General features: G+C 46.2%; 18 protein-coding genes and 1 pseudogene. 5 read left to right on the top strand and 14 right to left on the bottom strand.

What is annotated here, in order from left to right; genetic code table 11:
• Positions 1-167, bottom strand: a pseudogene (locus tag KGF70_RS17395) (MFS transporter); the annotation flags it as partial.
• A gap of 132 nt (positions 168-299) precedes the next feature.
• Between KGF70_RS17395 and KGF70_RS13445 the strand changes: the two are divergent.
• A complete protein-coding gene (locus tag KGF70_RS13445) occupies positions 300-1,277 on the top strand; it encodes an AraC family transcriptional regulator (protein ID WP_216768618.1) in 978 nt (325 codons plus the stop codon).
• Positions 1,278-1,606: 329 nt separating this feature from the next.
• Here KGF70_RS13445 and KGF70_RS13440 read toward each other — a convergent pair whose 3' ends face one another.
• The 5 genes from KGF70_RS13440 to KGF70_RS17655 form a co-directional block, all read right to left on the bottom strand.
• Positions 1,607-2,875: a DUF2325 domain-containing protein gene (locus KGF70_RS13440; RefSeq protein WP_216768621.1), complete on the bottom strand. Its 1,269-nt coding sequence runs from the start codon at positions 2,873-2,875 to the stop codon at positions 1,607-1,609.
• Positions 2,876-2,958: 83 nt separating this feature from the next.
• Entirely contained in the window at positions 2,959-3,558 is a 600-nt protein-coding gene (locus KGF70_RS13435) for a Fic family protein (RefSeq protein WP_216768622.1), read from the bottom strand.
• The gene (locus KGF70_RS13430) at positions 3,555-4,001 is read right to left on the bottom strand and encodes a helix-turn-helix domain-containing protein (protein ID WP_105921876.1); all 447 of its coding nucleotides are present in this window, start codon (positions 3,999-4,001) and stop codon (positions 3,555-3,557) included. Before KGF70_RS13430 ends, KGF70_RS13435 begins: the two co-directional genes overlap by 4 nt.
• Before the next feature lie 217 nt (positions 4,002-4,218).
• Positions 4,219-4,722: a GNAT family N-acetyltransferase gene (locus KGF70_RS13425; RefSeq protein ID WP_216768623.1), complete on the bottom strand. Its 504-nt coding sequence runs from the start codon at positions 4,720-4,722 to the stop codon at positions 4,219-4,221.
• Between the two features lie 273 nt (positions 4,723-4,995).
• Positions 4,996-5,118, bottom strand: coding sequence for a hypothetical protein (locus KGF70_RS17655; RefSeq protein ID WP_260198007.1), 123 nt, complete (start codon positions 5,116-5,118; stop codon positions 4,996-4,998).
• 584 nt (positions 5,119-5,702) lie between these two features.
• Here KGF70_RS17655 and KGF70_RS13420 point away from each other — a divergent pair.
• Together KGF70_RS13420 and KGF70_RS13415 are read left to right on the top strand one after the other, a co-directional pair.
• A complete protein-coding gene (locus KGF70_RS13420; protein WP_216768624.1) occupies positions 5,703-6,458 on the top strand; it encodes a nucleoside phosphorylase in 756 nt (251 codons plus the stop codon).
• Positions 6,459-6,484: 26 nt separating this feature from the next.
• Positions 6,485-6,799 carry a DNA-binding transcriptional regulator gene (locus tag KGF70_RS13415; RefSeq protein WP_120769359.1) on the top strand — a complete coding sequence of 105 codons (315 nt, stop codon included), beginning with the start codon at positions 6,485-6,487 and terminating at the stop codon, positions 6,797-6,799.
• Between the two features lie 60 nt (positions 6,800-6,859).
• Here the strand turns inward: KGF70_RS13415 and KGF70_RS13410 are convergent, their stop codons facing one another.
• The 4 genes from KGF70_RS13410 to KGF70_RS13395 all read right to left on the bottom strand — a co-directional run bounded on the left by KGF70_RS13410 (position 6,860) and on the right by KGF70_RS13395 (position 11,869).
• On the bottom strand, positions 6,860-7,861 hold the full coding sequence (locus KGF70_RS13410; RefSeq protein WP_120769360.1) for a LacI family DNA-binding transcriptional regulator: 1,002 nt from the start codon (positions 7,859-7,861) through the stop codon (positions 6,860-6,862).
• 123 nt (positions 7,862-7,984) lie between these two features.
• Positions 7,985-9,448, bottom strand: coding sequence for a UDP-glucose--hexose-1-phosphate uridylyltransferase (locus KGF70_RS13405; protein ID WP_216768625.1), 1,464 nt, complete (start codon positions 9,446-9,448; stop codon positions 7,985-7,987).
• Positions 9,448-10,452: a UDP-glucose 4-epimerase GalE gene (galE, locus tag KGF70_RS13400; RefSeq protein ID WP_216778760.1), complete on the bottom strand. Its 1,005-nt coding sequence runs from the start codon at positions 10,450-10,452 to the stop codon at positions 9,448-9,450. The genes KGF70_RS13405 and galE overlap by 1 nt, the downstream gene beginning before the upstream one ends.
• A gap of 253 nt (positions 10,453-10,705) precedes the next feature.
• Entirely contained in the window at positions 10,706-11,869 is a 1,164-nt protein-coding gene (locus KGF70_RS13395; RefSeq protein ID WP_003640039.1) for a galactokinase, read from the bottom strand.
• A gap of 286 nt (positions 11,870-12,155) precedes the next feature.
• Here KGF70_RS13395 and KGF70_RS13390 point away from each other — a divergent pair, with 286 nt between their 5' ends.
• Both KGF70_RS13390 and KGF70_RS13385 read left to right on the top strand, forming a co-directional pair.
• Entirely contained in the window at positions 12,156-14,036 is a 1,881-nt protein-coding gene (locus KGF70_RS13390) for a glycoside hydrolase family 2 TIM barrel-domain containing protein (RefSeq protein WP_216786462.1), read from the top strand.
• Positions 14,020-14,979 (top strand): beta-galactosidase small subunit, encoded by a 960-nt coding sequence (locus KGF70_RS13385; RefSeq protein ID WP_088770476.1) that lies wholly within the window; start codon positions 14,020-14,022, stop codon positions 14,977-14,979. Before KGF70_RS13390 ends, KGF70_RS13385 begins: the two co-directional genes overlap by 17 nt.
• A gap of 283 nt (positions 14,980-15,262) precedes the next feature.
• On the opposite strand, the gene KGF70_RS13380 is transcribed toward KGF70_RS13385, so the two are convergent.
• From KGF70_RS13380 to KGF70_RS13365, 4 genes are all read right to left on the bottom strand, one after another.
• The gene (locus KGF70_RS13380; protein WP_216768628.1) at positions 15,263-17,479 is read right to left on the bottom strand and encodes an alpha-galactosidase; all 2,217 of its coding nucleotides are present in this window, start codon (positions 17,477-17,479) and stop codon (positions 15,263-15,265) included.
• A gap of 90 nt (positions 17,480-17,569) precedes the next feature.
• Positions 17,570-19,528, bottom strand: a complete 1,959-nt coding sequence (locus KGF70_RS13375; protein WP_105919544.1) for a PTS sugar transporter subunit IIA — start codon at positions 19,526-19,528, stop codon at positions 17,570-17,572.
• 358 nt (positions 19,529-19,886) lie between these two features.
• A complete protein-coding gene (locus KGF70_RS13370; RefSeq protein WP_216768629.1) occupies positions 19,887-20,915 on the bottom strand; it encodes an aldose epimerase family protein in 1,029 nt (342 codons plus the stop codon).
• 125 nt (positions 20,916-21,040) lie between these two features.
• Entirely contained in the window at positions 21,041-22,036 is a 996-nt protein-coding gene (locus KGF70_RS13365; protein WP_216768630.1) for a LacI family DNA-binding transcriptional regulator, read from the bottom strand.
• Positions 22,037-22,222: the final 186 nt, after the last annotated feature.

Here is a 22,222-nt window from a genome sequence, read left to right as displayed (position 1 = left end):
TAGCTAGATTTTAAACAGGTTCTAAGGCCTAAGCCGTTTTGCCAGACCGTGATGGTTGCGGATAAACCAACAATAATACCTGATCCTAAAATTGAACCAATTCCAGCAGCAACTGCTAATGGCCTATATTTTTTAACCATTGAAGTCGATGTTTCATTGTTATTCATATGGATAACCTCCCTTTATTTATAGCTCAATTGTAAGCGATTCCTGAAAGGGCTACCATACCTAGATCACATGAAAGGGATTGCAAAATCACAGGTTACTGATAAACTATTAATCATAAGAAGGTGCTTCCAATGACGAGTAAATTCCTTAACTACGAGCTCTTTGCATTGACTCCAGTCGAACTCAAACAACGTTCTTCGCACGGCAACGTGAACTATATGGATCTGGATTACGTCAACAATCCGATTCCCCAGATGCCTCGGTCTGATTTCTTTGCGGATGGCGATATTGCGGTGACTAAAAACAATCGATTCTCATACGTACCAGCACATACGCATAGCTTTATTGAGCTCAATTACATGTATTCCGGAACTTGTACCCAGTACATTAATGGAGAAAAAGTCGTTCTCCATCAACATAACTTGATCATGATGGACAAAGATATTGTCCAACAAATTGAATCAACTGATAGTGATGATATTCTGATCAACATTTTGCTAAAAGATGACTCAACTATGAATCAACTTTTCGACTATATTGCAGTCTCGACAAATGAAATAACAGAATTTTTATTCAACGCTTCCCACATCAACACACTGCATAACAACTTTATTCTGTTCGACTTGTCACACCGCGAAGTGGCAATCAACTTGGTGGAAAGTTTAATTATCAAGGGCCTCACTAGAGAACGACAACGTAATAAGTCGATGGGACTACTACTATCTACCCTAATACTTGAATTGTCTCAATCAATTGAGCAAGAATATATCAATTTTTCTGCCAATACCGACGACAATCTCTTGCCAATCATCCAATATATTAATCAAAATTTTTCAACCGTCACTTTGAAAGAAGTCAGCCAGAAATTTTCCTATAACACCAACTATCTAGGCAATAAAATAAAGGAGGCCACCGGCAAGACCTTTAAAGAACTCGTCGATCGCCGTCGCATATCTGCTGCTCAAAATCTCATGATTAAGACAAATTGCACACTAGCTGACATCTGTGACATTGTTGGTTATCAGAATACATCGTCACTATTCCGATTATTCAAAAAATATTTACAGACGACTCCCTCAGAATACAAACGCAAAGTCAGTGATCAATAGCTGGGTAGGACTCGATATACTGGTCAACCCACAACAAAGCTTTCACCATTGAAGGCCCTCGATACTAAGCTCATAACAATTTGAATATTGATTTATGTATACAGTGACCACCAAAAAATCGTTACTTCAAGAGATATATGGCTTTCTTGAAATAACGATTTTTATTTATTATCAGAAACTAAACTGTAAAGACGTGTGATGAAAAGGCTTGTAGACAACGGAAAAGTGTCTAACTCTTATTTTGCAATTGCAACACCCCTCTGTTGCTTTCAATGCCAGCAGAAAGATTACTAATTTCTTTGATAGCTGCTGCCAAACCACTGGCCCGCCTATTGCGCCTCCGCCTGCGGATAAGTAATCAAATTGCCACTTTCAAAAGCTGGTAGGCCTTTAACGGCACGATACATCGCCCGTTCGATTTGTTGCAGGCCGCCACCGTTGGCAATGGCCATTTTGAGGTCATATTGTTTGACCGCCTTGCTCAATGCTTTGGAAGTCGCATGCTTATTTTGGTTTTGGACCATGACCACAATATCTGTTTGGCTGAGTTGTTGATTGTAGAAGCTGGCGCTGTTGCTATGTTTGAAGGCGTCAATCAACAGTGCATGACCGTTGTGTTCATCAATCAACTGGGTGATCTGCTGCTGCCGGGTGTTGGCGTCACCCATGACAACGGCGACCGTTTGGGGTTTTAAATCAAAGTCCAGCGTTTGAATCGGTTCGGCCGGACTAGTAGAAGTGGTCGACTTGACCCGTTTTTCAGGTCGATTCGCCTGTGCGCCCAGGGGCCGATGACTATGATGGACATAGCGAACGACTGGTTTGTCAGGCTGTTCATTAAACCACGCGAGGTCGACTAACTGGCCATCATTGATCCGTTGGCGCAGGGCGTCACGACCTGAAATTTTAAACGTCTCAACGGCGGGATTAACACTCGCTAATGGGGTGCCTTGGTAATTTTGGGTAATCTGATAAGTATCATCAAATGAGTTGTAGTTTACAACGTAGAGCGGGGCCACGGTAATTAAATTTGGAACCTCCGCGTGACTCAAGATTTTTTCAATATAGGGATGATTCTTGCCTCTTTGCATTGTTCCGACTTGAACCCAATCGCCATTTTGAATTTCTAATTGTCTAGCTAGGATTTCATCGTAATAGTAATGTGGTGCTTTGTCATTATCTGGATCAATTAAATCAAACCCTTTTAATCGCCGTCTAACTTGCATCACGGTATGGTTCGGTTCATCTGGAGATGGTTTAGTTGATTGGGTGACCAGCTCAGTGGTTGTTTTTTCAGTCGTTGGCTCCTCAGTTGCTGATTTCTCAGTTGTCGGCGGCTCAGTATTTGTTTTCTCAGTTGCTGGTTGCTCTGTGTTTGATGTCGCTTCATTTTTAACGGCCGGCGACGGTCTTGATTGTGTGGGTGCTTCTGAATGGGTATCTTCTGTGTTTTCTATACTTTTTGTCTGTGTCTCGGATGCGGCTAATTTTAAAATTTCTTGGATGGTCACAGCGCCGCTTGCTAAGCCATCGTCAGTCGGTTGAATCATGGCCAGTGTTTTTTCAATGGCCATCCGATAATCACGATATTTCTGCATATATTATCCTCCTCGATTTAAAATTTAGTTTGGTACGCTCTATTATTACTGAAATAACGCTACTTTACCAGTGTCGTCAAAAATCACCCTTCCAACACCGCCAAAAACACCTGGCCCATCAGTGCCGCATCATCCGCCACTGAAGCGCGCATATAAGCGGCTTGTTGTTCCTGAGTATAATTGATCTCGAAGCCATGTTGCCGCGCTAAAACGGCCGTGAATAGCCGGGTCGTCCGCCCATTACCTTCGCGGAACGGATGAAACATGTTGATTTCAGTCACGAGACTGCCTAACGCCTGGGCGATTTTTTCACGGTCGGCGGGCAATTGTGCATAATCGTCGAGTTGGCGCTGAATATCTAATTCGGCATTACCGAACAGGGCGACGGGATGAAAGAACGTGACGACTCCGTTCGCCGTTTTGTTGAAATCAACTTCGCGATAGTGGCCGGCCCAATCGTAAATTTGATCCAGTAAATAAGCATTGATTAGCTTCATTTCTTCAATCTTACGTCCGGTCAACTGCTGACCATTGGGCAACCTGTATTGATTTTGAATCAAGGCTTGTTGCTGTTGCGTGCTTATCTTGTACTCGATTTTCTGTAACGTTGCCGCGTTGGTTATTCCTAACAAATTACGCAATGTGCCATTTGGTTGAAGGTAGTCCGCCCAGACTTTTCTCATTCAGCTTTACGGTCGGCGGAGGCTTGAATTGTTGCTAGCATCTCCTGTGCACTGATTGGCCCTTCCTCATAAAAACGACTCGCATCCTCAATATCTCGCTTCGTTGGTTCAAAGCCCTCATACATATTACTGATAATGGCATTCAGAGTTGCCCGATACTCCTTGCGGTTCCGAAATGGCACGTCCATAATCGTCATTTTTTGGTCATCGTGTTCTAGATACATAATTTGATCGTCCTCCTTGAATTGTGTCAATGCAGGAAAAACTGCATCATCCGCTGCCAAAATTTGAATCAAGCGCACCGCGGCGCCACTTGGTTGATAGTCTGCTTGTTCCCAGTGTTGCACCGTTCGAACTGATGTGTTGAGTAGCTTCGCCAATTGGGCTTGACTAATTCGGTAATGTTGCCGAATTTGTTTGAGCGTTGCCGCTGTCGATTTCATTTCCATCACCTCACCGCTATTATACCCTTCAAGGGTAGAGCTGTCCTATTTACGAACTTGCGCCACCCAACACACCACTCATAACAAGCAAGCCATATTATTTAGATACGCAATTCATTGGCGCTGCCATTTTTTAAATCGAATAAAATCTAGTTCATTGTCGATGTCTAACGATTGGCACAAAAATCCACTAAAGATTAGTGACTTTGTGGCCATTTCAATGATTCATTTCGTCAACTTGCCTTGAGACGTTTTTTTCCATCAGAATAAATTCATATTCCGAATTATTAGAAGCAACCATCTCAGTACCAACTTTCACATAACCGGCCTTAATATAGACTTTGATGGCTCGTTCATTGAACGCCACCACTGATAAAACTAATGTTTGATACTTCTGATGTTGTAAAACAAAATGTTCAATCAACTTCAGAAACGATAACCCGAGCCCCTGACCAGTTAGATTAGGTTTAAGCCCCAACCCGATTTCTGCCTTTCGTGCTGATAACGGCTCAATACAAAAGTAGCCGGTCAACTCATCATCATCGACAACCTGAAAATAGCGGCCTCCTCTTAAGCCTGGCGAGATAATTTCTTCAAAATCCTCGGGGTCTTCGGTCATATCATAAAATGAATAGACGCTCTCATAATGCCAATCATTAGCGATTACTTCTGCATTATGCTGAGAAAGCGTCTCAATCTTCATATTTTTGAACTGTTCCATTCATCATCACCTCATTGAAATTGTGCCCTTCAAAAGTAGCACTGTTCGACTTACAAGTTTTCTCTCCTGAACACATCAACCATCGTAAACAGGGCCTTCTTAATTTATAGATACGCAATTCATCCGCGCTAACCATTTTTTTAATCGAATAACATTAATCTCATTTTCCAAACTGCAAATTGCAACATTTAAAGGCCGAGGTCTTGCACCGTTTCTTGCCAACTCATCGTTCTAAAATGATTCTTCTTCCATTCCTGATCAGCAGCCTGTCCCTCATCCCAATCCGCCAACTGCTTGCTTGATAAAATCGGATTTACTGATATGATGCGCTGTCTTATACGCACTCAATAACGTCTCAGCGGCTTCATCAAAATGACTGGTAATATCCTGTGTCATCGTCAATCAGTCCGTCTTTTTCGTTTAGCAGTTCAACATTTACCCACCAGCCAATTCTAATTATTCACTGAATTTCTTACTTGGTTAGCGTCATTATACCAGTCCTTGTCCCCTAATACTGCGTACCGGACTTTAACGTTAACATTATTTATATTAACGTTCCTTGAACGAATTAACAGTCTGCCACCAATTCAAGTCAGTCGCTACTGCCAACGAGTAAAAATGAAATTAGTACACCCGAAAGTATCACCAAAGTAAGCGCCCATTACTACGGCACCTGCTATTCGGAATAATAAAATTGATAACTACGAAAATTTAGTATACGATATTACCGTATTCAATAATGGTTTAGCGTTACCCCGTTTGATCAATAGTCAATCAATTCGTGGGATTGGAAGTCCGTATCAAATGCGCCCATCCAAAGTTTTTTATCTGACAATCTATTTTTAGCCGGAATGTTAATGTTTACTTGTAACAGTACAGCAGTGAAGTCGAACTAACATTAGCTAAAGCGAGCGGTATAAAAATTAACGAACGTTTGTGAGATTGCAAATTTTACTTGAAATACAATTTTGGAGGCAACCATGAATTTTCTTCCGATAACTAACTATGATTCTTCACCTAAAGCGATTATTAATCCCTTTAGAGATGAAGGTTATCAATTTCCAGATAAGATGTTACTGGCATTCGTAACGCCAGAAGTGATGCGTAAGTTTAGTCAAGAATACAACGCTGAAGCGTTAGCAACTTTTCCGATGTTTTCGGGTGCCATTCAGGTCTTTCAAATTAATTGGCATGGTGAAACGATGGGGGTCTGTCGTTCGGTTTTGGGTGCACCAGCCGCTGCACAGATTATGGAATTCCTAATTGCTTATGGTGCCAAACAAATTATTGCGGTAGGCTCTTGCGGTGTTCTGCGAGAAATTCCAGAGAATTCTTTTTTAATTGTTACGGAAGCTTTGCGTGATGAGGGGACGTCCTATCATTACTTGCCAGCAGCGCCAAGTATTCAGCTTGATTCGGACATAATTGCATCTGTTCAGGCGTCACTACGCAAGAATTCAGTTGCAGCAAAAACCGTCAAGACTTGGACAACCGACGCTTTCTTTCGTGAGACACCTGCATTGGCTGATCAGTATGTGGCACAGGGATTTGAAGTCGTGGAGATGGAATGCTCAGCACTAGCCGCAATTGCTCGTTTTCGCAGGATAAAGTTTGGCCAGATTCTTTTCACGGCTGACTTTTTAGCTAATCCCAAAGCATGGGTGGCACGGAATAGAGGACGAGGTGCGCATACAATGGCATTAATCAATGCGCTGAACTGTTTGATTGACCTTTAGCATTTCACAACCAGAAAGGAAAAATCATGAGCGAAAAATTAACTGATCTACAAAAAAGCATCCAACAAGCAACTGCAGCGCTAAATGGTGATTATTCAAACGTCACGGTCCACGAATCATCGCTGCAACCAGTACCTCACTATTCGGCACAAGATATCAAAACGATTCGTTCCGAGCTCGGCATCACACAGCGCGTTCTGGCTGTAATTTTGGCGGTCTCCCCGCGCACGGTTGAAGCTTGGGAAGCTGGCAAATCTCAGCCAAATGGCAGCGCCTGCCGGTTACTACAATTAATTCAGCAGCATCCTAACTTGATTGAAGAAATTTTCACGACTAAGTGATTAAAACTAAAACATCCTGAGCCGCTCTGCAATCCGCAGTACAGCTCAGGATGTTTTTCGTTATTTCGTACTCTCCCGTTCCACCAGTGTCGTTCCCAGCTCGATTCGTTGGGCCGCTTGGTGGGCGTCTTGGAATCGGCTGACTAACAGGTCAACGGCGGTCTTGCCCATCAGTTCGGTCTCAACGTTGACCGAGCTGATTTCAGGGTATACGTATTCCGCCAACGAGGTGTTGTTGAAGCTAAACAGTTTGACGCGTCCAGGAACGGCAATTTTGGCTTGCTGCAAGGCTTTCAAGGCCCCCGCCGCCATTGGATCATTAGCCACGAAAAAAGCGTGTGGCAAACGCGGCCCTAGCGCGGCAATCGCCCGTTTCATCGTTACATAGCCAGACTGACTCGTGTAGTCGCCAGCCAAGACATACTCAGGATGATAGGCATGGCGGCGCTCTAACGCTTGCTTGAAGCTTTGTTGGCGCTGATTTGGAATCTCAACTTGTTGATCCGTCGACCACTCCTGACCATAGATCATGCCAATATCTTGAATCCCGCGCCGCCAAAAATAGTCGACGACCCGACTCGTGGCAAACGTGAAGTCCGTGACGACGCTACTGAAGCCTTGTGCAAACTGGTCATCGTCCACAAACACGAGTTGCGGGGTCAATTCACTCAACTGGCGCACTTGCGTCGGGCTAAACTTCCCCACCGCAATCACCGCGTCGATATCATCACCGACCTGATCCAATTTGTTTTGAAAAATACTCGTGGTGGTGAAACCGTAGACCTGGGCCTGATGCTCAATCCCTTTGCGAATCGCTAAGTAATACAGGTCATCGTGCTCCTGCGTCTTGGAATACCACTGGATCACTGCAATATTCTTACGCATCATCGTTTTCACGTCTCGCCGTTTGCGCTTGCTATAACGTAGCTCTGCGGCGATGGCAAACACCCGTTGGCGCGTCTGGTCGCTCACAGACAGCGTGCGATCATAATTCAACACTCGCGAGACCGTTGCCAGCGAGACATCCGCCCGGTTGGCAATATCTTTTAACGTGACGGCCATCGTCTCGCCTCCTTCTAATGACAAACGTGGGGTCGCGGGAGACTGGCACCACTGACCAATAATGATTGGCCAGTGGCAAAGCAACACCCCGTTGCCCCACGTTTTATTTGCTTAATTTACAATTTAGTCTTTGAGTGTCGCAATGAACCGGTCAAACGCTGCTTCGCCTTGATCATCCCACTTGAAGACGCCGGCATCTGCCAGCACGCGGGCAAAAACATTGCCGACTGCTTTGTCGATCACCGTGGTGACATTATCGGCAGTGATCGTGTTATCAGCCTTCAATTGGTCAGCCCATGCTTGATGCATTGGGACCATTTCGTTTGGCTGATCCAACAAATATTTGCCCACTTCAGCCAACTCCGTCTTGAGACGTGCTGGTAAAATAGCGCGGCCCATGACTTCGATCAAACCGATATTTTCCTTCTTGATATGTTGCACATCCTGATGTGGATGGAAGATACCATCAGGGAATTCAGCGGACGTCTGGTTATCGCGTAGCACGATATCTAAAACGTAATCGTCGCCAACTTTACGGGCGATTGGTGTCGTCGTGTGATGGCGAGTACCATCCGTATAGGCACGGACATCCACGCTTTCGTCTGAGTAGTTCATCCAAATGTCATGAATCTTGACAGCGGCATCCGTCAACGCCAAGACATCCGGACTTGATAACCGAATCGTTGACATTGGCCACTTAACGATGCCCGCTTTGACGCCGGCGATTCCTAAGTCGATTGACCGCGCGATTGGCGCCTTCATCATTGGAAAGTCGTGCCGACCCCCTTGATAGTGTTCGTGTGACAACATCGAACCACCAACGATCGGCAAGTCCGCATTACTGCCCACAAAGTAATGTGGAAATTGATGAACGATTTCGAGTAAGTTCGTAAACGTTTGCCGGTTGATGACCATTGGCCGGTGTTCTTGATCCAAGAAGATCGAATGTTCATTGAAATAGGCATAAGGGGAGTACTGGAAACCCCAAGTATCCCCGCCTAATGTCAACCGCACAATGCGGTGGTTACTCCGTGCTGGATAACCTAAACGACCCAAGTAGCCTTCGTTTTGCATACATAACTGACACAGTGGATAACCATCTTGTGGTTGATTCCGCGCGGCCGCAATCGCTTTGGGATCCTTTTCAGGCTTCGAGAGATTGATGGTGATTTCGAGGTCACCAAAGGCCGTTTTAGCTGGGAAGACCACGTTTTTGGCAATCGCCCGCGTCTTGATGTAGTCGTTGGCTTTGCTCAAATTAAAGAAGTAATCTGTCGCTGCTTTGGGACTGTCTTGATACTTGTCCCAGAAACGTTGGTTGAGGACTGATGGCAACGGTGTCACTAAGTCCATCAACTGGTCAGCCAAGATATCGCGATCCGACTGGGACGCTTCGATCTTGCCATTTTGGATCGCCGTTTCGACCAACGCATCCGTCAAACTCGTTAACTGGTCGTCCGCCGCAGCGACTGGTTCGCCTTCACCAACGAGTCCTAAGACCCGATTATGCACGTAAATGCGGTCCATCACGGTATATTGTGATGGTGAGGCAATCACAGCATCAACAAATTGATCTAAACTCGTCATTAGTTCTGGCCTCCCCGATCGTCATAGCCAGCTGGATGACTTTCTTTCCAAGTCCAAGCCGTCTTAATAATTTCCTTGACGTCATCATACTGTGGCTTCCAGCCCAAGACTTTCCGCGCTTTATCGCTAGCGGCGACCAAGGTACTTGGGTCACCCGCACGCCGCGGTGCCATGACGGCTGGAATTGACTTCCCAGTCACTTCGCGCGCAGCATCCAGCATTTGTTTGTTAGAAAAGCCAGTTGAAGAACCGAGGTTGAACGCATCACTGTCATGACCTTGTTTGAGATATTCGAGCGCCAAGATATGAGCGTCCGCTAAGTCGACCACGTGAACGTAATCGCGCACATTCGTCCCATCAGGCGTTGGATAATCATCGCCGAAGATCTGTAATTGGTCCCGTTCGCCTGCAGCGACTTGTAAAATAATCGGAACCAAGTGCGTTTCTGGGGCGTGGTCTTCACCGATACTGCCATCTGGCTTAGCGCCGGCCACGTTAAAGTAACGAAGCGCCACGAACTTGATGCCGTACGCTAAGTCAGACCAATGCATGATTTTTTCCATCGCCAACTTACTTTCACCATAAGGGTTAGTTGGCACTTGGGGATCAGATTCCTTGATCGGCACTTGTTTCGGCTCGCCGTACGTTGCCGCCGTTGAACTGAAGACGATCCGCTTAACGTCATGCTTAGCCATAACTTCCAACAACTTGACCATCCCGGCCGTGTTGTTGTCAAAATACTTGAGCGGATCCTTCATCGATTCTGGGACCACTGAGAATGCGGCGAAATGAATGACACCTTCAACGTTTTCTTGGTCAAATACGGTATTCATAAACGCCGTATCCCGCACATCACCTTCATAAAATCGAGCTTGATCGTTGACCGCTGCCCGGTGCCCAGTGACCAGGTTGTCCACAACCGCCACATCGTACCCTTTTGCAATCAACCGATCAACCGCGTGTGAACCGATGTAACCGGCACCACCTAAAACTAAAACTGCCATTCTAATTCCTCCTCAAATTCCTCAATGCATATAACTGATTTAAATCATGATGCTGTTAACGTTCATTTTTTGATGATTAACGTTAAGTCTCTGATTAACGTTCACTTTTTAGCGATTAACGCTCATTCTCGGATTAACGTTCACTTTTTGACGATCAACGTCATTTCCTGATTAACGTTCACTTTTCAGCGATTAACGCGCATCTTCTAAATTAACGTTAACTTTCTGACGATTAACGTCCCAATCGTCGCGATTAAAGTTCCTTAGGGCCGTCAGCGATTTCTGCGATGTAGAAGTCAGCGTCGTAGCCGATCGTGTCGCGGTAAACTTTACCGACGTTGGCTTTGAAATCATCGACCTTATCCTTGTCAACGATGGCAATGCCACAGCCACCAAAGCCGGCACCAGTCATCCGCGCACCTAATACGCCAGGTTGTTTCCAAGCCGTTTCAGCTAAGGTGTCCAATTCTTTCCCAGTTACTTCGTAGTCAAAGTGTAATGAAACGTGTGAAGCCGTAACTAATTCACCAAAGGTCGTCAAATCATCATCAGCTAACGCCTTGGTTGCGCGAATCGCACGTTGGTTTTCGAAGACCGCGTGACGAGCGCGTTTGATCAAGGTTTCGTCATTGATGAGGTAAGCTGCTTCATCGAATTGGTCGTTGGTCAAATCGCCGAGAGACTTGATGTCCAACTTAGTTTGTAAGCGCCGCAGTGCTTCTTCACATTCTGAGCGACGTTCGTTGTACTTGGAATCTGCTAATTCACGGCGTTTGTTCGTGTTCATGATGACGATGACGTTGTTACCAAGCTTAACTGGCGCATAGGAATAGTCCATCGTGTTGGTATCTAGTAAAATTGCTTGATCTTTTTTACCCATTCCAACGGCAAATTGGTCCATGATCCCGGAGTTAACGCCCACGTAGTTGTTTTCACACTTTTGGCCAATCTTAACTAAGTCTAATTGGCTGATGTTGAGGTCAAAACCAGTGTTCAACATGATACCGGTCAATAATTCGATTGAAGCGGATGAAGACAGGCCGGCGCCATCTGGCATGTTACCGTGAACGTAGAAGTCGAACCCGTGATCGAATTTAACCCCGGTCTTGGCAATTTCATTCATCATCCCTTTAGGATAGTTCGTCCAACCAGCGGCTTTATCATAGGCTAAATCATTAACGTCGAAAGTGACGATGCCCGCATCTGGAATGTTTGCGGAATACATCCGAACCGTCGTATCCGTCCGTGGTGCGTAGACCCCGTATGTCCCAATCGTAATCGCACATGGGAAGACGTGACCGCCGTTGTAATCAGTATGTTCACCGATCAAGTTAATCCGACCAGGTGAGAAGAAGACCCGTTCTGGTGTGGTATCAAAGGCTTCGGTAAACTCCTGTTTTAAGTCGCTAGTTTTCATGAAAAATCCCTCCGTAAATAGTTTTACTAAAATTTTATTAACTTGACTATAATGCTTTTAGCAGTCGCTGTCAATGCCTTAACAATCCTTTTATAGCAAAAATGGTAACGTTTTACCTTTTTATCTGAATCTAGGCTTTATCTCCGATTTATTCCGATGTTATTGTCCCGTTACCATCAATTGATTTAGTTAAATTTTAACTAAAATATCGTGTACAAATACCCCACAATGTTTTATCATCATAGTTGTAAGCGTTTTTATTAACGATTTTGAAAGGAGCTTCCTCATGCAAGCTAATCTTCAATGGTTAGACGACCCGGAAGTGTTCCGGGTTAACCAATTACCTGCGCATAGTGACCATCACTATTATCACGACGCAGCTGAAATCAAAACTGGCAGTCGTTTCGTTAAGTCCTTAAATGGTGCTTGGCGCTTCAACTTTGCCAAGACACCGGCCGAACGCCCCGTTGACTTCTATCAACCGGACTTTGATGCGAGTGACTTCGACACGATTCAAGTCCCCGGCCACATCGAACTCGCCGGGTACGGTCAGATTCAATACATCAATACGCTCTATCCGTGGGAAGGTAAAATTTACCGGCGCCCACCATACACCCTGGATCAGGATCAGTTAACGCCTGGCCTATTCAGTGATGCTGACGACAACACTGTCGGCTCATACCTTAAAACATTCGATTTAGACGATACCTTCAAAGGGCAACGGGTCATCATTCAATTCCAAGGGGTTGAAGAAGCCCTATACGTTTGGTTGAATGGCCACTTTGTCGGTTACGCCGAAGACAGTTTTACACCATCTGAATTCGACTTAACGCCTGACATCCAAGACACCGACAACGTCTTGGCTGTTCGGGTCTACAAACGGAGCACGGCATCCTTTATCGAAGACCAAGATATGTTCCGCTTTTCCGGGATTTTCCGCGACGTCAATTTATTGGCTGAACCTGCCACTCACCTCAACGACTTGGATCTGCGTCCAACCGTCAACGATGATTTTGAAAGCGGTGTCTTGAATGTCACCACTAAGCTGACTGGCGATGCGGCCACTTTGGCACTCACCGTTAAGGATCAGGACGGTCAAGTTGTTGCAACGCAAACCCAAACGGGCAGTGACACCGTGAAATTTGACGCAATGGCTTTTGACCAAGTTCAGCTCTGGTCACCAGCTTCACCGTATCTCTATCAATTACTGATTGAAGTTTACGATGCTAATCACGAGCTTTTAGAAGTCGTTCCTTACAAGTTGGGCTTCCGGACCTTTGAACTCCGTGACGACAAGGTCATTTACGTCAACAATCAACGACTGGTCATCAACGGCGTCAACCGGCACGAATGGAATGCGCATACTGGTCGGGTGATTACGATGGCCGATATGAAGGCTGATATCCAGACGATGTTAGCGAATAACATCAACGCTGATCGGACTTGCCACTACCCAGACCAATTGCCATGGTATCAACTCTGTGATGAAGCTGGCATCTATTTAATGGCTGAAAACAACTTGGAATCACACGGTTCTTGGCAAAAGATGGGCGCAATCGAACCGTCCTACAACGTCCCTGGCGACAATCCACACTGGCTTGAAGCCGTGGTAGACCGGGCCCGTTCGAATTACGAATGGTTCAAGAATCACCCATCCATCATTTTCTGGTCACTCGGTAACGAATCATTCGCTGGCGAAGACATTGCCGCAATGCAGGTCTTCTACAAGCAACACGACGATTCACGACTCGTTCATTACGAAGGTGTGGTGCACACGCCTGAACTAAAAGACCGGATTTCAGATGTCGAAAGTCGGATGTACGAAAAGCCTGACGAGATCGCCGCTTATTTGGACGACAATCCGGCCAAGCCATTCCTCGATTGCGAATATATGCATGATATGGGGAATTCACTTGGTGGCATGAAGTCTTACAACGATTTGATTGATAAATACCCAATGTATCAAGGTGGCTTTATCTGGGACTTTATCGACCAAGCCCTGTTCGTTCATGATCCAGTCACTGACCAAGACGTCCTTCGTTACGGTGGCGACTTCGATGAACGCCATTCTGACTATGAATTTTCCGGTGACGGCTTAATGTTTGCCGACCGGACGCCAAAACCAGCAATGCAAGAGGTGAAATATTACTATGGCTTACACAAATAATCAGTTACACGTTATTTACGGTGATGGTAGCTTAGGCCTGGCCGGCGATAACTTCCACTACCTATTCAGCTACGAGCGCGGTGGTCTCGAATCACTACTCGTCAACGGCAAGGAATGGCTTTATCGGACGCCGACACCAGTCTTCTGGCGCGCCACCACCGACAATGATCACGGGAGCGGTTTTTCGACTAAATCAGCGCAGTGGTACGCGGCTGATAAATTCTCAACCTGCCAAGACATTCAATTGACGGTTGATGATCAAGCCATCACGCCACTACCGATCGCACCGCTCAACAATCGCTACACCGACCATGAAACGGCCACGAAAGTCTCCTTGGCTTATCAATTCGTAACGACGACCGTTCCTAGCACGACGGTCACAGTCACCTACACCGTAACTGCCGATGGTCAAATCAACGTGGCGACGCACTATGCTGGCAAAGCTGGCTTACCGGAGTTACCAGCATTCGGTTTACGGTTCATCATGCCAACGACCGCAAACGGCTTCGATTACACCGGACTATCAGGCGAAACTTATCCTGACCGTTTAGCCGGCGCTAGTCATGGCCAGTTCCACGTGGACAGTCTACCCGTCACCCCTTATCTGGTGCCACAAGAATGCGGCATGCACATGCAGACGGAACAAGTCACGGTAACACGGTCAACAACGCAAAACAACGCTGACCATAGTAGCGAACCCTTCAGCCTGACGTTCAGTCAAGTTGACGCGCCCTTCGCTTTCAGTTGCTTGCCTTACACCGCCGCAGAACTGGAAAACGCCACTCATATGGAAGAATTACCGTTAGCTCGACGGACCGTCCTCTCCATTTTCGGTGCCGTTCGTGGTGTCGGTGGGATCGACAGTTGGGGAACCGACGTCGAATCCCAGTACCATATTCCAGCTGATCAGGATATCGATTTCAGCTTCAATATCCATTTTTAAAATCGGCTGATGATACCGCATGTGATGGCTAGCTCGCCTAGCGATGACAACTAAATCAGGGTACTAAAATGGCAGTCATTTTCGATAATGGCTGCCATTTTTGTCTTATTTAGGATGAGCTAGCTTGAATGATCAGACAGCTAAAAATGGCCATTTACAGGGATTAACTGCCTGTAAATGACCATTTTATTTTGAAATTTTTTACTGACCTACCTCACGACCAACAAGCAGCCAGATTAGGAAGTATTCGTGAGGGAGTCCGTGCAAATACATCGTCGTGCGTCTAATCCTTTGCCCGGAAGTAGTAAATCTGAGCAGTGAAATCGCTGGTTTGGACCGGCGTCGTGTAGAGTCCTAGTTGCATGAGTTCATCCCCGCCATAAGCGCGCTGGCTATCTTCCTCAACGTAGGTCTGTTCAGGATCCAGTCCCGCCATCTTAGTAATATGGGGTTCTGGCTGAACTGCGCCTAAGATCACAAAGGTGAATAACAAGGCTTCGCGTTGATCGTGACTGACAAATTGCCAAGCCACGGTATTAGAGTCAAATGGACTCTCAAGACGATAGAACGTGCCGTATTGGATCAAGTCACGGTGTTGCTTGTAGAACGCCACTTGTTCCTTAACAGCAGCCTTATCCGCATCGCTCAACTGGGCCGCGTCTAACTCATAGCCCAACGTTCCGCTCATTGCGACCGCACTCCGCATCTTCATCGAGGTCGACCGACCTAATAATTCGTCAGGACTCGTCCCGACATGCGCCGTAATCGCAGAGATGGGGTAAACTAACGAAGTCCCGTATTGAATCTTCAAGCGTTCGATGGGGTCATTGTTATCTGATGGCCAGCTTTGTGGCATGTAGTACATCAGCCCGGCATCGAAACGCCCACCCCCACCGGAGCAACCTTCAAACAAGATTTGTGGATAGCGTTTCGTCAAACGCTCCATCAAGTCATAAACGCCCAGAATGAAGCGGTGACTGGTCTCGCCTTCGTGTTCAGAAGCGCTATGTGGCGAATAGACTTCCGTCAGATTCCGGTTCATGTCCCACTTGATATAATCGATCGGCACTTTATCCAGCACCGCGGTCATCTGTTCAAACAAGTTGTCAACGACTGCCGGTTGGCTAAAATCAAGCACATATTCGTTCCGTGACAAGGTCCGGCCACGATCAGGGACGCCTAAGACCCAGTCCGGATGTTGCCGATAGAGGGTCGAGTCCGCCGAAATATTTTCCGGTTCGAACCACAGACCAAAACGCATCCCCTTATCATGGGTCCGTTTGCTAATATCAGCTAAGCCCGCCGGTAATTTCTCCCGGTTGACGAACCAGTCGCCCAGTGAGCTGTTATCATCATTCCGATGGCCGAACCAACCATCATCCAGCACAAACATTTCGATTCCCAACGGTGCGGCCGCATCCAAAATGCTCTGAATCTTATCCGCATCGAAGTCAAAGTAGGTCGCTTCCCAGTTATTGATCAGGATTGGCCGTGGTTCGTGCTTGTAACGGCTCCGTGCGACCCGTCCCCGCAATAAGTCGTGATAGACTTGCGACATGCCGTTCAAGCCGGTCGTCGAATAAACCATCGCCACTTCTGGCGTCTGGAAACTGTCACCAGCCGCTAATTGCCAATCAAAGTTATATTCGTTGATGCCGACCGTCAGACGGGTCTGACCGATTGGGTCCCGTTCCAGACTGAATTGGTGGTTACCAGAATAAATCAATAAGGCTCCGAGTACGTTGCCCCGAAATTCGTTCGTATCTGGATCAGCGAGTGCCACAAACGGGTTCATATGATGAGAACTGGCACCCCGGCGGCTTTCAAACTGAGTGAGGCCGCGATGAAGCCGTTCACGACTCATTTGACGTTCACGCGCGTAACTACCAGGCAATGAGATGGCGTCCAGTGGCTGCGTTGGCAGGTCCATCTGCATTGAAGCAACTTTCTCCAAATCAACGGGTTGCTCACTATGATTGATGATACGGACACTGCGCGTGATGACGGGCCGATCACGATAGATGGTGTATGCCAGTTCCGCGGTCACCCCTAACGTCGCGTCATGCATCGTCACGATCAACGTTTGAGCTTCATCTTCCGCTTCGACGTACGTCTGTGGCAAGCCTTTCAAATCGGGTTTACCCGCTTCCAGCCGACAATCTTGGTACCGAAAGTCCACGGTCCGGGCCCCATTTGCGGCGCGAATAATCGCAGCTGGTTGGCGGTAATCACCGGTGTTATTGCCACCATATTCCTGTGGGAGATCATCCTTCGAATACGTCCGGTCCGTGGTGTTCGGTAAGTTACCTGAAAAGCCGCGGTCGATTCGTGGATACTGGCGTTCACCGTGATAACCACGGACCCGCGGGCCAAAGTACAAGTGAGCGAGGACCCCACCCGTTTCAACACCTAAGATATACGAAATCTGATCGTTATGCAGATGAAAGACCAGGTGCTGTTCGTCAATATTAATCAAAGTTTGCTGCAACGTCACTGCCATATCAAATACTTCCTTTCACGATTCCCTACGATTACTGAAAAAAAGAGCTATTAATGGCTCGCGTCATTAATAGCTCTTCTCATCAAGAAACTATGCTTGATCCGGTAAGCCGACATTCGATAACTGTAAAATATCTTCATCATCATGGATGGTGGTTCCTGAAGTCTTCAGGTACTTAAATTCAGGCATATCTTTATAGTTCGTAATAACGACCATCACGGTATCATCCAGGCCAGCTTTTTCAATTGCTGGTTGCCAGAATTCAATCAATTCTTGGCCTTGTGTGACATGATCACCCTTTTCGACGTACTGAACAAAGCCAGTCCCGCGCATCTTGACCGTACCAATCCCGATATGAATCAGCGTCAAAATACCGGTGTCAGAACGTAGCCCAATCGCATGCCGAGTTGGGAAGGTGGCAACAACTTCACCATCAAATGGGGCCAAAACGCGACCATCAGTTGGTTTGATTGCAAAGCCTTTACCCATGCTACCGTTGGCGAAGGTTTCGTCAGCGACTTCATCTAAACTGATCAGTTGACCAGCAACTGGATCTTGATAAACAGTCGTCTTAGTATCAGCTTCGGCTTCAACTTCAGCAGGTGTTTCATCAGTTTCCAAGTGAGTTGACCAAGTCTTTTCAAGTTCATCAACGATTTCAGCATGCATCTTTTCGTCCAATTTGACCTTCTTGAAGAAGATGAACGTCCCAATCAGGATCATGGCAGCTGGAACCCCAAACATCATTAATTTGAAGATGGCTTGTCCGTGAGCAGTCACGTCGCCGGCAGTTGCACCAGCAGTCATCCCGGCCCAAACGGCAGTTAAACCAACGACCCCGTTAGAAATCGCGCCACCTAATTTATCAAGCAATGGCCGAACGGATAACGTCAAAGATTCGTCACGGTGACCGAACTTCAATTGACCATATTCAACGGAATCACTCAAGACCATCAAAACAACTAAGAAAATCAATGGTTGTGGAATGTAGAACAGAACAGCGGCAGCCAAGATCATTGGTAATGATTGACCAGCAAAGGCAAACATGATCAATGAAATCATCATGATGACGATGGCTAAGAAGAACACTTTCCGCCGGCTAAATTTCTTAGCTAATGGCGGGAAGGCCAATACGGCAAAGATCCCGATAACGGCGTTCAAAGAGCCAAGCATCGTGAATTTCGATGCATCACCTAAAATGTAGGTGAAGTAGTAAAGTTCAAGTGAGTTAGTGATGGCGATCCCTGCCGTATAAATCCCATACATCAGTGATAACCACATTAATTGATCATTCCGTGCCAACACTTTGAAGACTTCTTTGAAAGTCGTCTTTTCAGTGTTCTTACGTAATTCAGAATCATTTTCCTTAGTTCCTAATGCAACGACTAAGGCAGAAATCAAGGCGATGGCGGCAATGATAATCCCAAAGGCCATCCAACCACGATTATCACCCTGACCACTGTTAGATTTAACAGAGAACATCAGAACGATTGGCATAACGATAACCCCAACAATGTTGGCACCAATGTTAGAACCAACCCGGGCGTATGTCGCCGTCTTTTCACGTTCGGCTGAGTCAAATGAGATCGCTGGGATCATTGACCAGAAACCCACGTCTTTAAATGAATAGAAGATATCCATCGTGATGTATAAAATTGCAAAAATAATTAAATATAAAATTGGGTTTGACGTGTTCAAGCCGCCTAAACTCGTGAATAATAGTGCTAGAACGACGGAACCGATAATCCCACCAACCACGATCCATGGCTTAAAGTGGCCCCAACGTGAATTAGTGTTATCGATGGCGTTCCCAATCAGTGGGTCAATTGCTAGTTCCACGAACCGCAAGCCCGCAATAATCATGGTGATCCATGCAATCATTTGTGTCCCTTGCGCCCCACTGCTCTTATCGAATAAGTGGGAGGTCACAAACATAATAAAGTATGTCGATAACGTTGCGTAGAAGGCATCATGCCCGAACGCCCCGAATGAATAAGCAAGTCGTGATGTTATCTTCCGACCTTTGCTCTGCTTTTGTTCTGCATCCATAATCTCGCCTCACATCTTTCTTGAATAATTTACATGTTTAAATGTAATCGTTTTCAAGGACATTGTCAATGATTTTTAGTAAAATTTGCTTAATTGTTTTAGTAATCACCTGATAGTATCAATTTCAATGATCACCTGATACCAACCAAATCCCGTGAACCATTGGGGTTTCTATCATTCGCTCAACTAAATTTCGATAAGTGGCAACTAAATTTACCAAATCGGCATTAACATCTCGCTGCTAGACACGCATTACAACTTTAAACAACGTTTACTAGTAGCCAAACTGGCCCCGTACGCGCAAAAAAAGCGCCCCCGACGATTGAGGGCGCTCGTGATTTCACACAAGGAGTTAATTCTAGTTCAAACGTTCGTATTGGTAACGAATCGTATGGGTCACTGGTTGACCAGGACGTAAGACGATGTCGCCAAAATCAGGATGATTGATGGCGTCTGGCAAGGTCTGCGCTTCAGTTGCTAACGCGTTGTATTCATGCGCGTCTTGCTTGTCTGGATCGAATGGGTTCGCCGTGAAAATAATCAGACTATTCCGGTCAGAGTAAAGTTTCACTTGGCGTTTACCCGCAGTATCACCGACGATTGCGATTGGTTCCGTGGCACTCGGCGTTACTTCATAAGCATCATCGAATTCGATGCCACCATTTTCAGCTTTCAATTGGGCTAACGCCTTTTCGACTGGTTGAATTTGGTTAAAGTCATAGGCCGTGCCCTTAACTGCTAACTTCTTGCCCGTTGGGACCTTTTCATCATCGAATTCGAGATGAGCAGCACTGGTAATTTGAAGTTGTTGTTGTGCTAAGCTCGTCCGGTCATCAGTCGTATTCCAGTAAACGTGGTTCGTTGGGTTGAAGAGCGTTGCGGCGTCAGTATCACCCGTAAATGCAATCGAGACTTGGTCTTGATTATCTAAAGTAAACTTGATTTTAACGTCCATATTTCCCGGGTAATTATCGTCAGTTGACTTGATATGCTTGGATAATGTCACACTAACACTATCGTCGTCCTGACTAAACTCGCCGTCGAAATTCAAGGTATTAAAGCCATGGTTACCACCATGAAGCGAATGAGTCTGTTCATTCATATCGACATTATAATCTTGCCCGTCGATCTCGAACTTGGCGCCACCGATTCGACCAGCGACCCGGCCGATTGATTGGCAAAGGCAGAAGCCGCCCCGTTGATAATCGGCCATACTGTCGAGGCCCCAGATCAGGGGATGTTCGACGCCATCTTCATTGACCACAAATTCTTGCCAAGTCCCGCCATAACTCAAGACTGAGATCCGCGTCTGCTTGTCATTAACTAGCGTGTAACGCATGACATCTTGGCCATCGAGTTGATCAAATACTGTTTTTTTAGTTTCCAAAACATGCCACCTCCGTGTTATTTAAACCGCTTTCATTTAGTAGTATACCAGACTTTTCATCTGATGAGTAAAAGTTTTACTTAAAAAGACGTGAGCCGCCAATTCGGCTCACGTCTCGCTTCTGATTATTTGGTACTTGCACGTTCAACTAGATTGGTCCCTAATTCCACGCGTTGCGTCGTTGTTCGCCCATCTAACCGGCTCATTACCAGGCTCACGGCAGTTGCCCCCATAAGCTCAGTGTCCACGTTCACCGCACTCAGCTCAGGATAGACAAAGGTCGCTAACGACGTGTTATTAAAACTAAACAGTTTGACCCGTTCCGGGACCTGAATCCCACTGGCTTGCAGGGCCTTCAGTGCACCGGCCGCCATCGGGTCATTAGCGACAAAGAACGCGCCTGGCAATTGGTCACCCAGACTTCGAATCGCCTTTTGCATCATCTTAAAACCAGACTCACTGGTGTAGTCGCCCTTAAAGACAAACTTAGGATCAAAGGCGTGGCGGCGCTCCATCGCGGCCCGAAAGCCGAGCATTCGTCGGTCGACGACGGTCTGCTGATGGTCGGTCGTCATTTCTGAACCGTGAATAAAGCCAATGTGATGAAAGTTGCGTTGCCAGAAATAATCAACAACTTTTTCCGTTGCTAGCCGAAAATCGGTTATGACGCTGTCAAAGCCGGCGTCAAACTGGTCGTCATCAACGAAGACTAAGTTATCAGTCACCGCAGCGAGATCATCAACCTGAGCCGGACTGAATTTTCCGACTGCAATCACGGCATCCACGTCCGGGCCCAGTTCCTGCAAATTATTTTGGAAAATCCGGGTGACTTCGAACTGATTATCCTGACCGCGCCGTTCAATTCCCATCCGCACAGACATATAGTACAAATCGTCTTGTTCCTTAGATTCGGAATACCACTGAACGATCGCGAGTCGCTTACGTGCGGTCGTAATGGTATGCCGCTTGTTTTTAGAATATTGTAACGCTTCTGCGGCATCAAGGATGCGCTTCCGCGTGGTCTCACTGACTGACAGTGATTGATCCTTATTCAACACCCGCGATACCGTTGCCAACGATACCCCGGCTTTATTCGCAATATCTTTTAGCGTTGCCGCCATGGATTGGCCCCCTTAAATTTAAACAGATACTGACACTATCTAAAGTCGCTATCGCATGCTTTATTTCGTAATTAATTGTCATTTTAAAGTGTTTTGTCGATTTTAGCACGTATTTGAGATAACTATCATGTAAAACTTTATCATTAAATATGAAAATTAGCGAACTTATGCATTAATTTCTTTAGT

Source organism: Lactiplantibacillus sp. 7.2.4 (assembly GCF_018991185.1).
Lineage (GTDB): Bacteria > Bacillota > Bacilli > Lactobacillales > Lactobacillaceae > Lactiplantibacillus > Lactiplantibacillus pentosus.
The sequence above is the reverse complement of the archived record's forward strand: the minus strand, read 5'-3'. Positions and strand labels throughout refer to the sequence as shown.

Coding starts and splice junctions, on each gene's coding strand:
- KGF70_RS13420 (WP_216768624.1), top strand. CDS start 5,703: ATGAATTTTCTTCCGATAACTAACTATGATTCTTCACCTAAAGCGATT.
- KGF70_RS13415 (WP_120769359.1), top strand. CDS start 6,485: ATGAGCGAAAAATTAACTGATCTACAAAAAAGCATCCAACAAGCAACT.
- KGF70_RS13425 (WP_216768623.1), bottom strand. CDS start 4,722: ATGGAACAGTTCAAAAATATGAAGATTGAGACGCTTTCTCAGCATAAT.
- KGF70_RS13365 (WP_216768630.1), bottom strand. CDS start 22,036: ATGGCGGCAACGCTAAAAGATATTGCGAATAAAGCCGGGGTATCGTTG.
- galE (WP_216778760.1), bottom strand. CDS start 10,452: ATGGCAGTTTTAGTTTTAGGTGGTGCCGGTTACATCGGTTCACACGCG.
- KGF70_RS17655 (WP_260198007.1), bottom strand. CDS start 5,118: ATGACACAGGATATTACCAGTCATTTTGATGAAGCCGCTGAGACGTTA.
- KGF70_RS13390 (WP_216786462.1), top strand. CDS start 12,156: ATGCAAGCTAATCTTCAATGGTTAGACGACCCGGAAGTGTTCCGGGTT.
- KGF70_RS13375 (WP_105919544.1), bottom strand. CDS start 19,528: ATGGATGCAGAACAAAAGCAGAGCAAAGGTCGGAAGATAACATCACGA.
- KGF70_RS13430 (WP_105921876.1), bottom strand. CDS start 4,001: ATGAAATCGACAGCGGCAACGCTCAAACAAATTCGGCAACATTACCGA.
- KGF70_RS13445 (WP_216768618.1), top strand. CDS start 300: ATGACGAGTAAATTCCTTAACTACGAGCTCTTTGCATTGACTCCAGTC.
- KGF70_RS13405 (WP_216768625.1), bottom strand. CDS start 9,448: ATGACGAGTTTAGATCAATTTGTTGATGCTGTGATTGCCTCACCATCA.
- KGF70_RS13395 (WP_003640039.1), bottom strand. CDS start 11,869: ATGAAAACTAGCGACTTAAAACAGGAGTTTACCGAAGCCTTTGATACC.
- KGF70_RS13385 (WP_088770476.1), top strand. CDS start 14,020: ATGGCTTACACAAATAATCAGTTACACGTTATTTACGGTGATGGTAGC.
- KGF70_RS13410 (WP_120769360.1), bottom strand. CDS start 7,861: ATGGCCGTCACGTTAAAAGATATTGCCAACCGGGCGGATGTCTCGCTG.
- KGF70_RS13380 (WP_216768628.1), bottom strand. CDS start 17,479: ATGGCAGTGACGTTGCAGCAAACTTTGATTAATATTGACGAACAGCAC.
- KGF70_RS13440 (WP_216768621.1), bottom strand. CDS start 2,875: ATGCAGAAATATCGTGATTATCGGATGGCCATTGAAAAAACACTGGCC.
- KGF70_RS13435 (WP_216768622.1), bottom strand. CDS start 3,558: ATGAGAAAAGTCTGGGCGGACTACCTTCAACCAAATGGCACATTGCGT.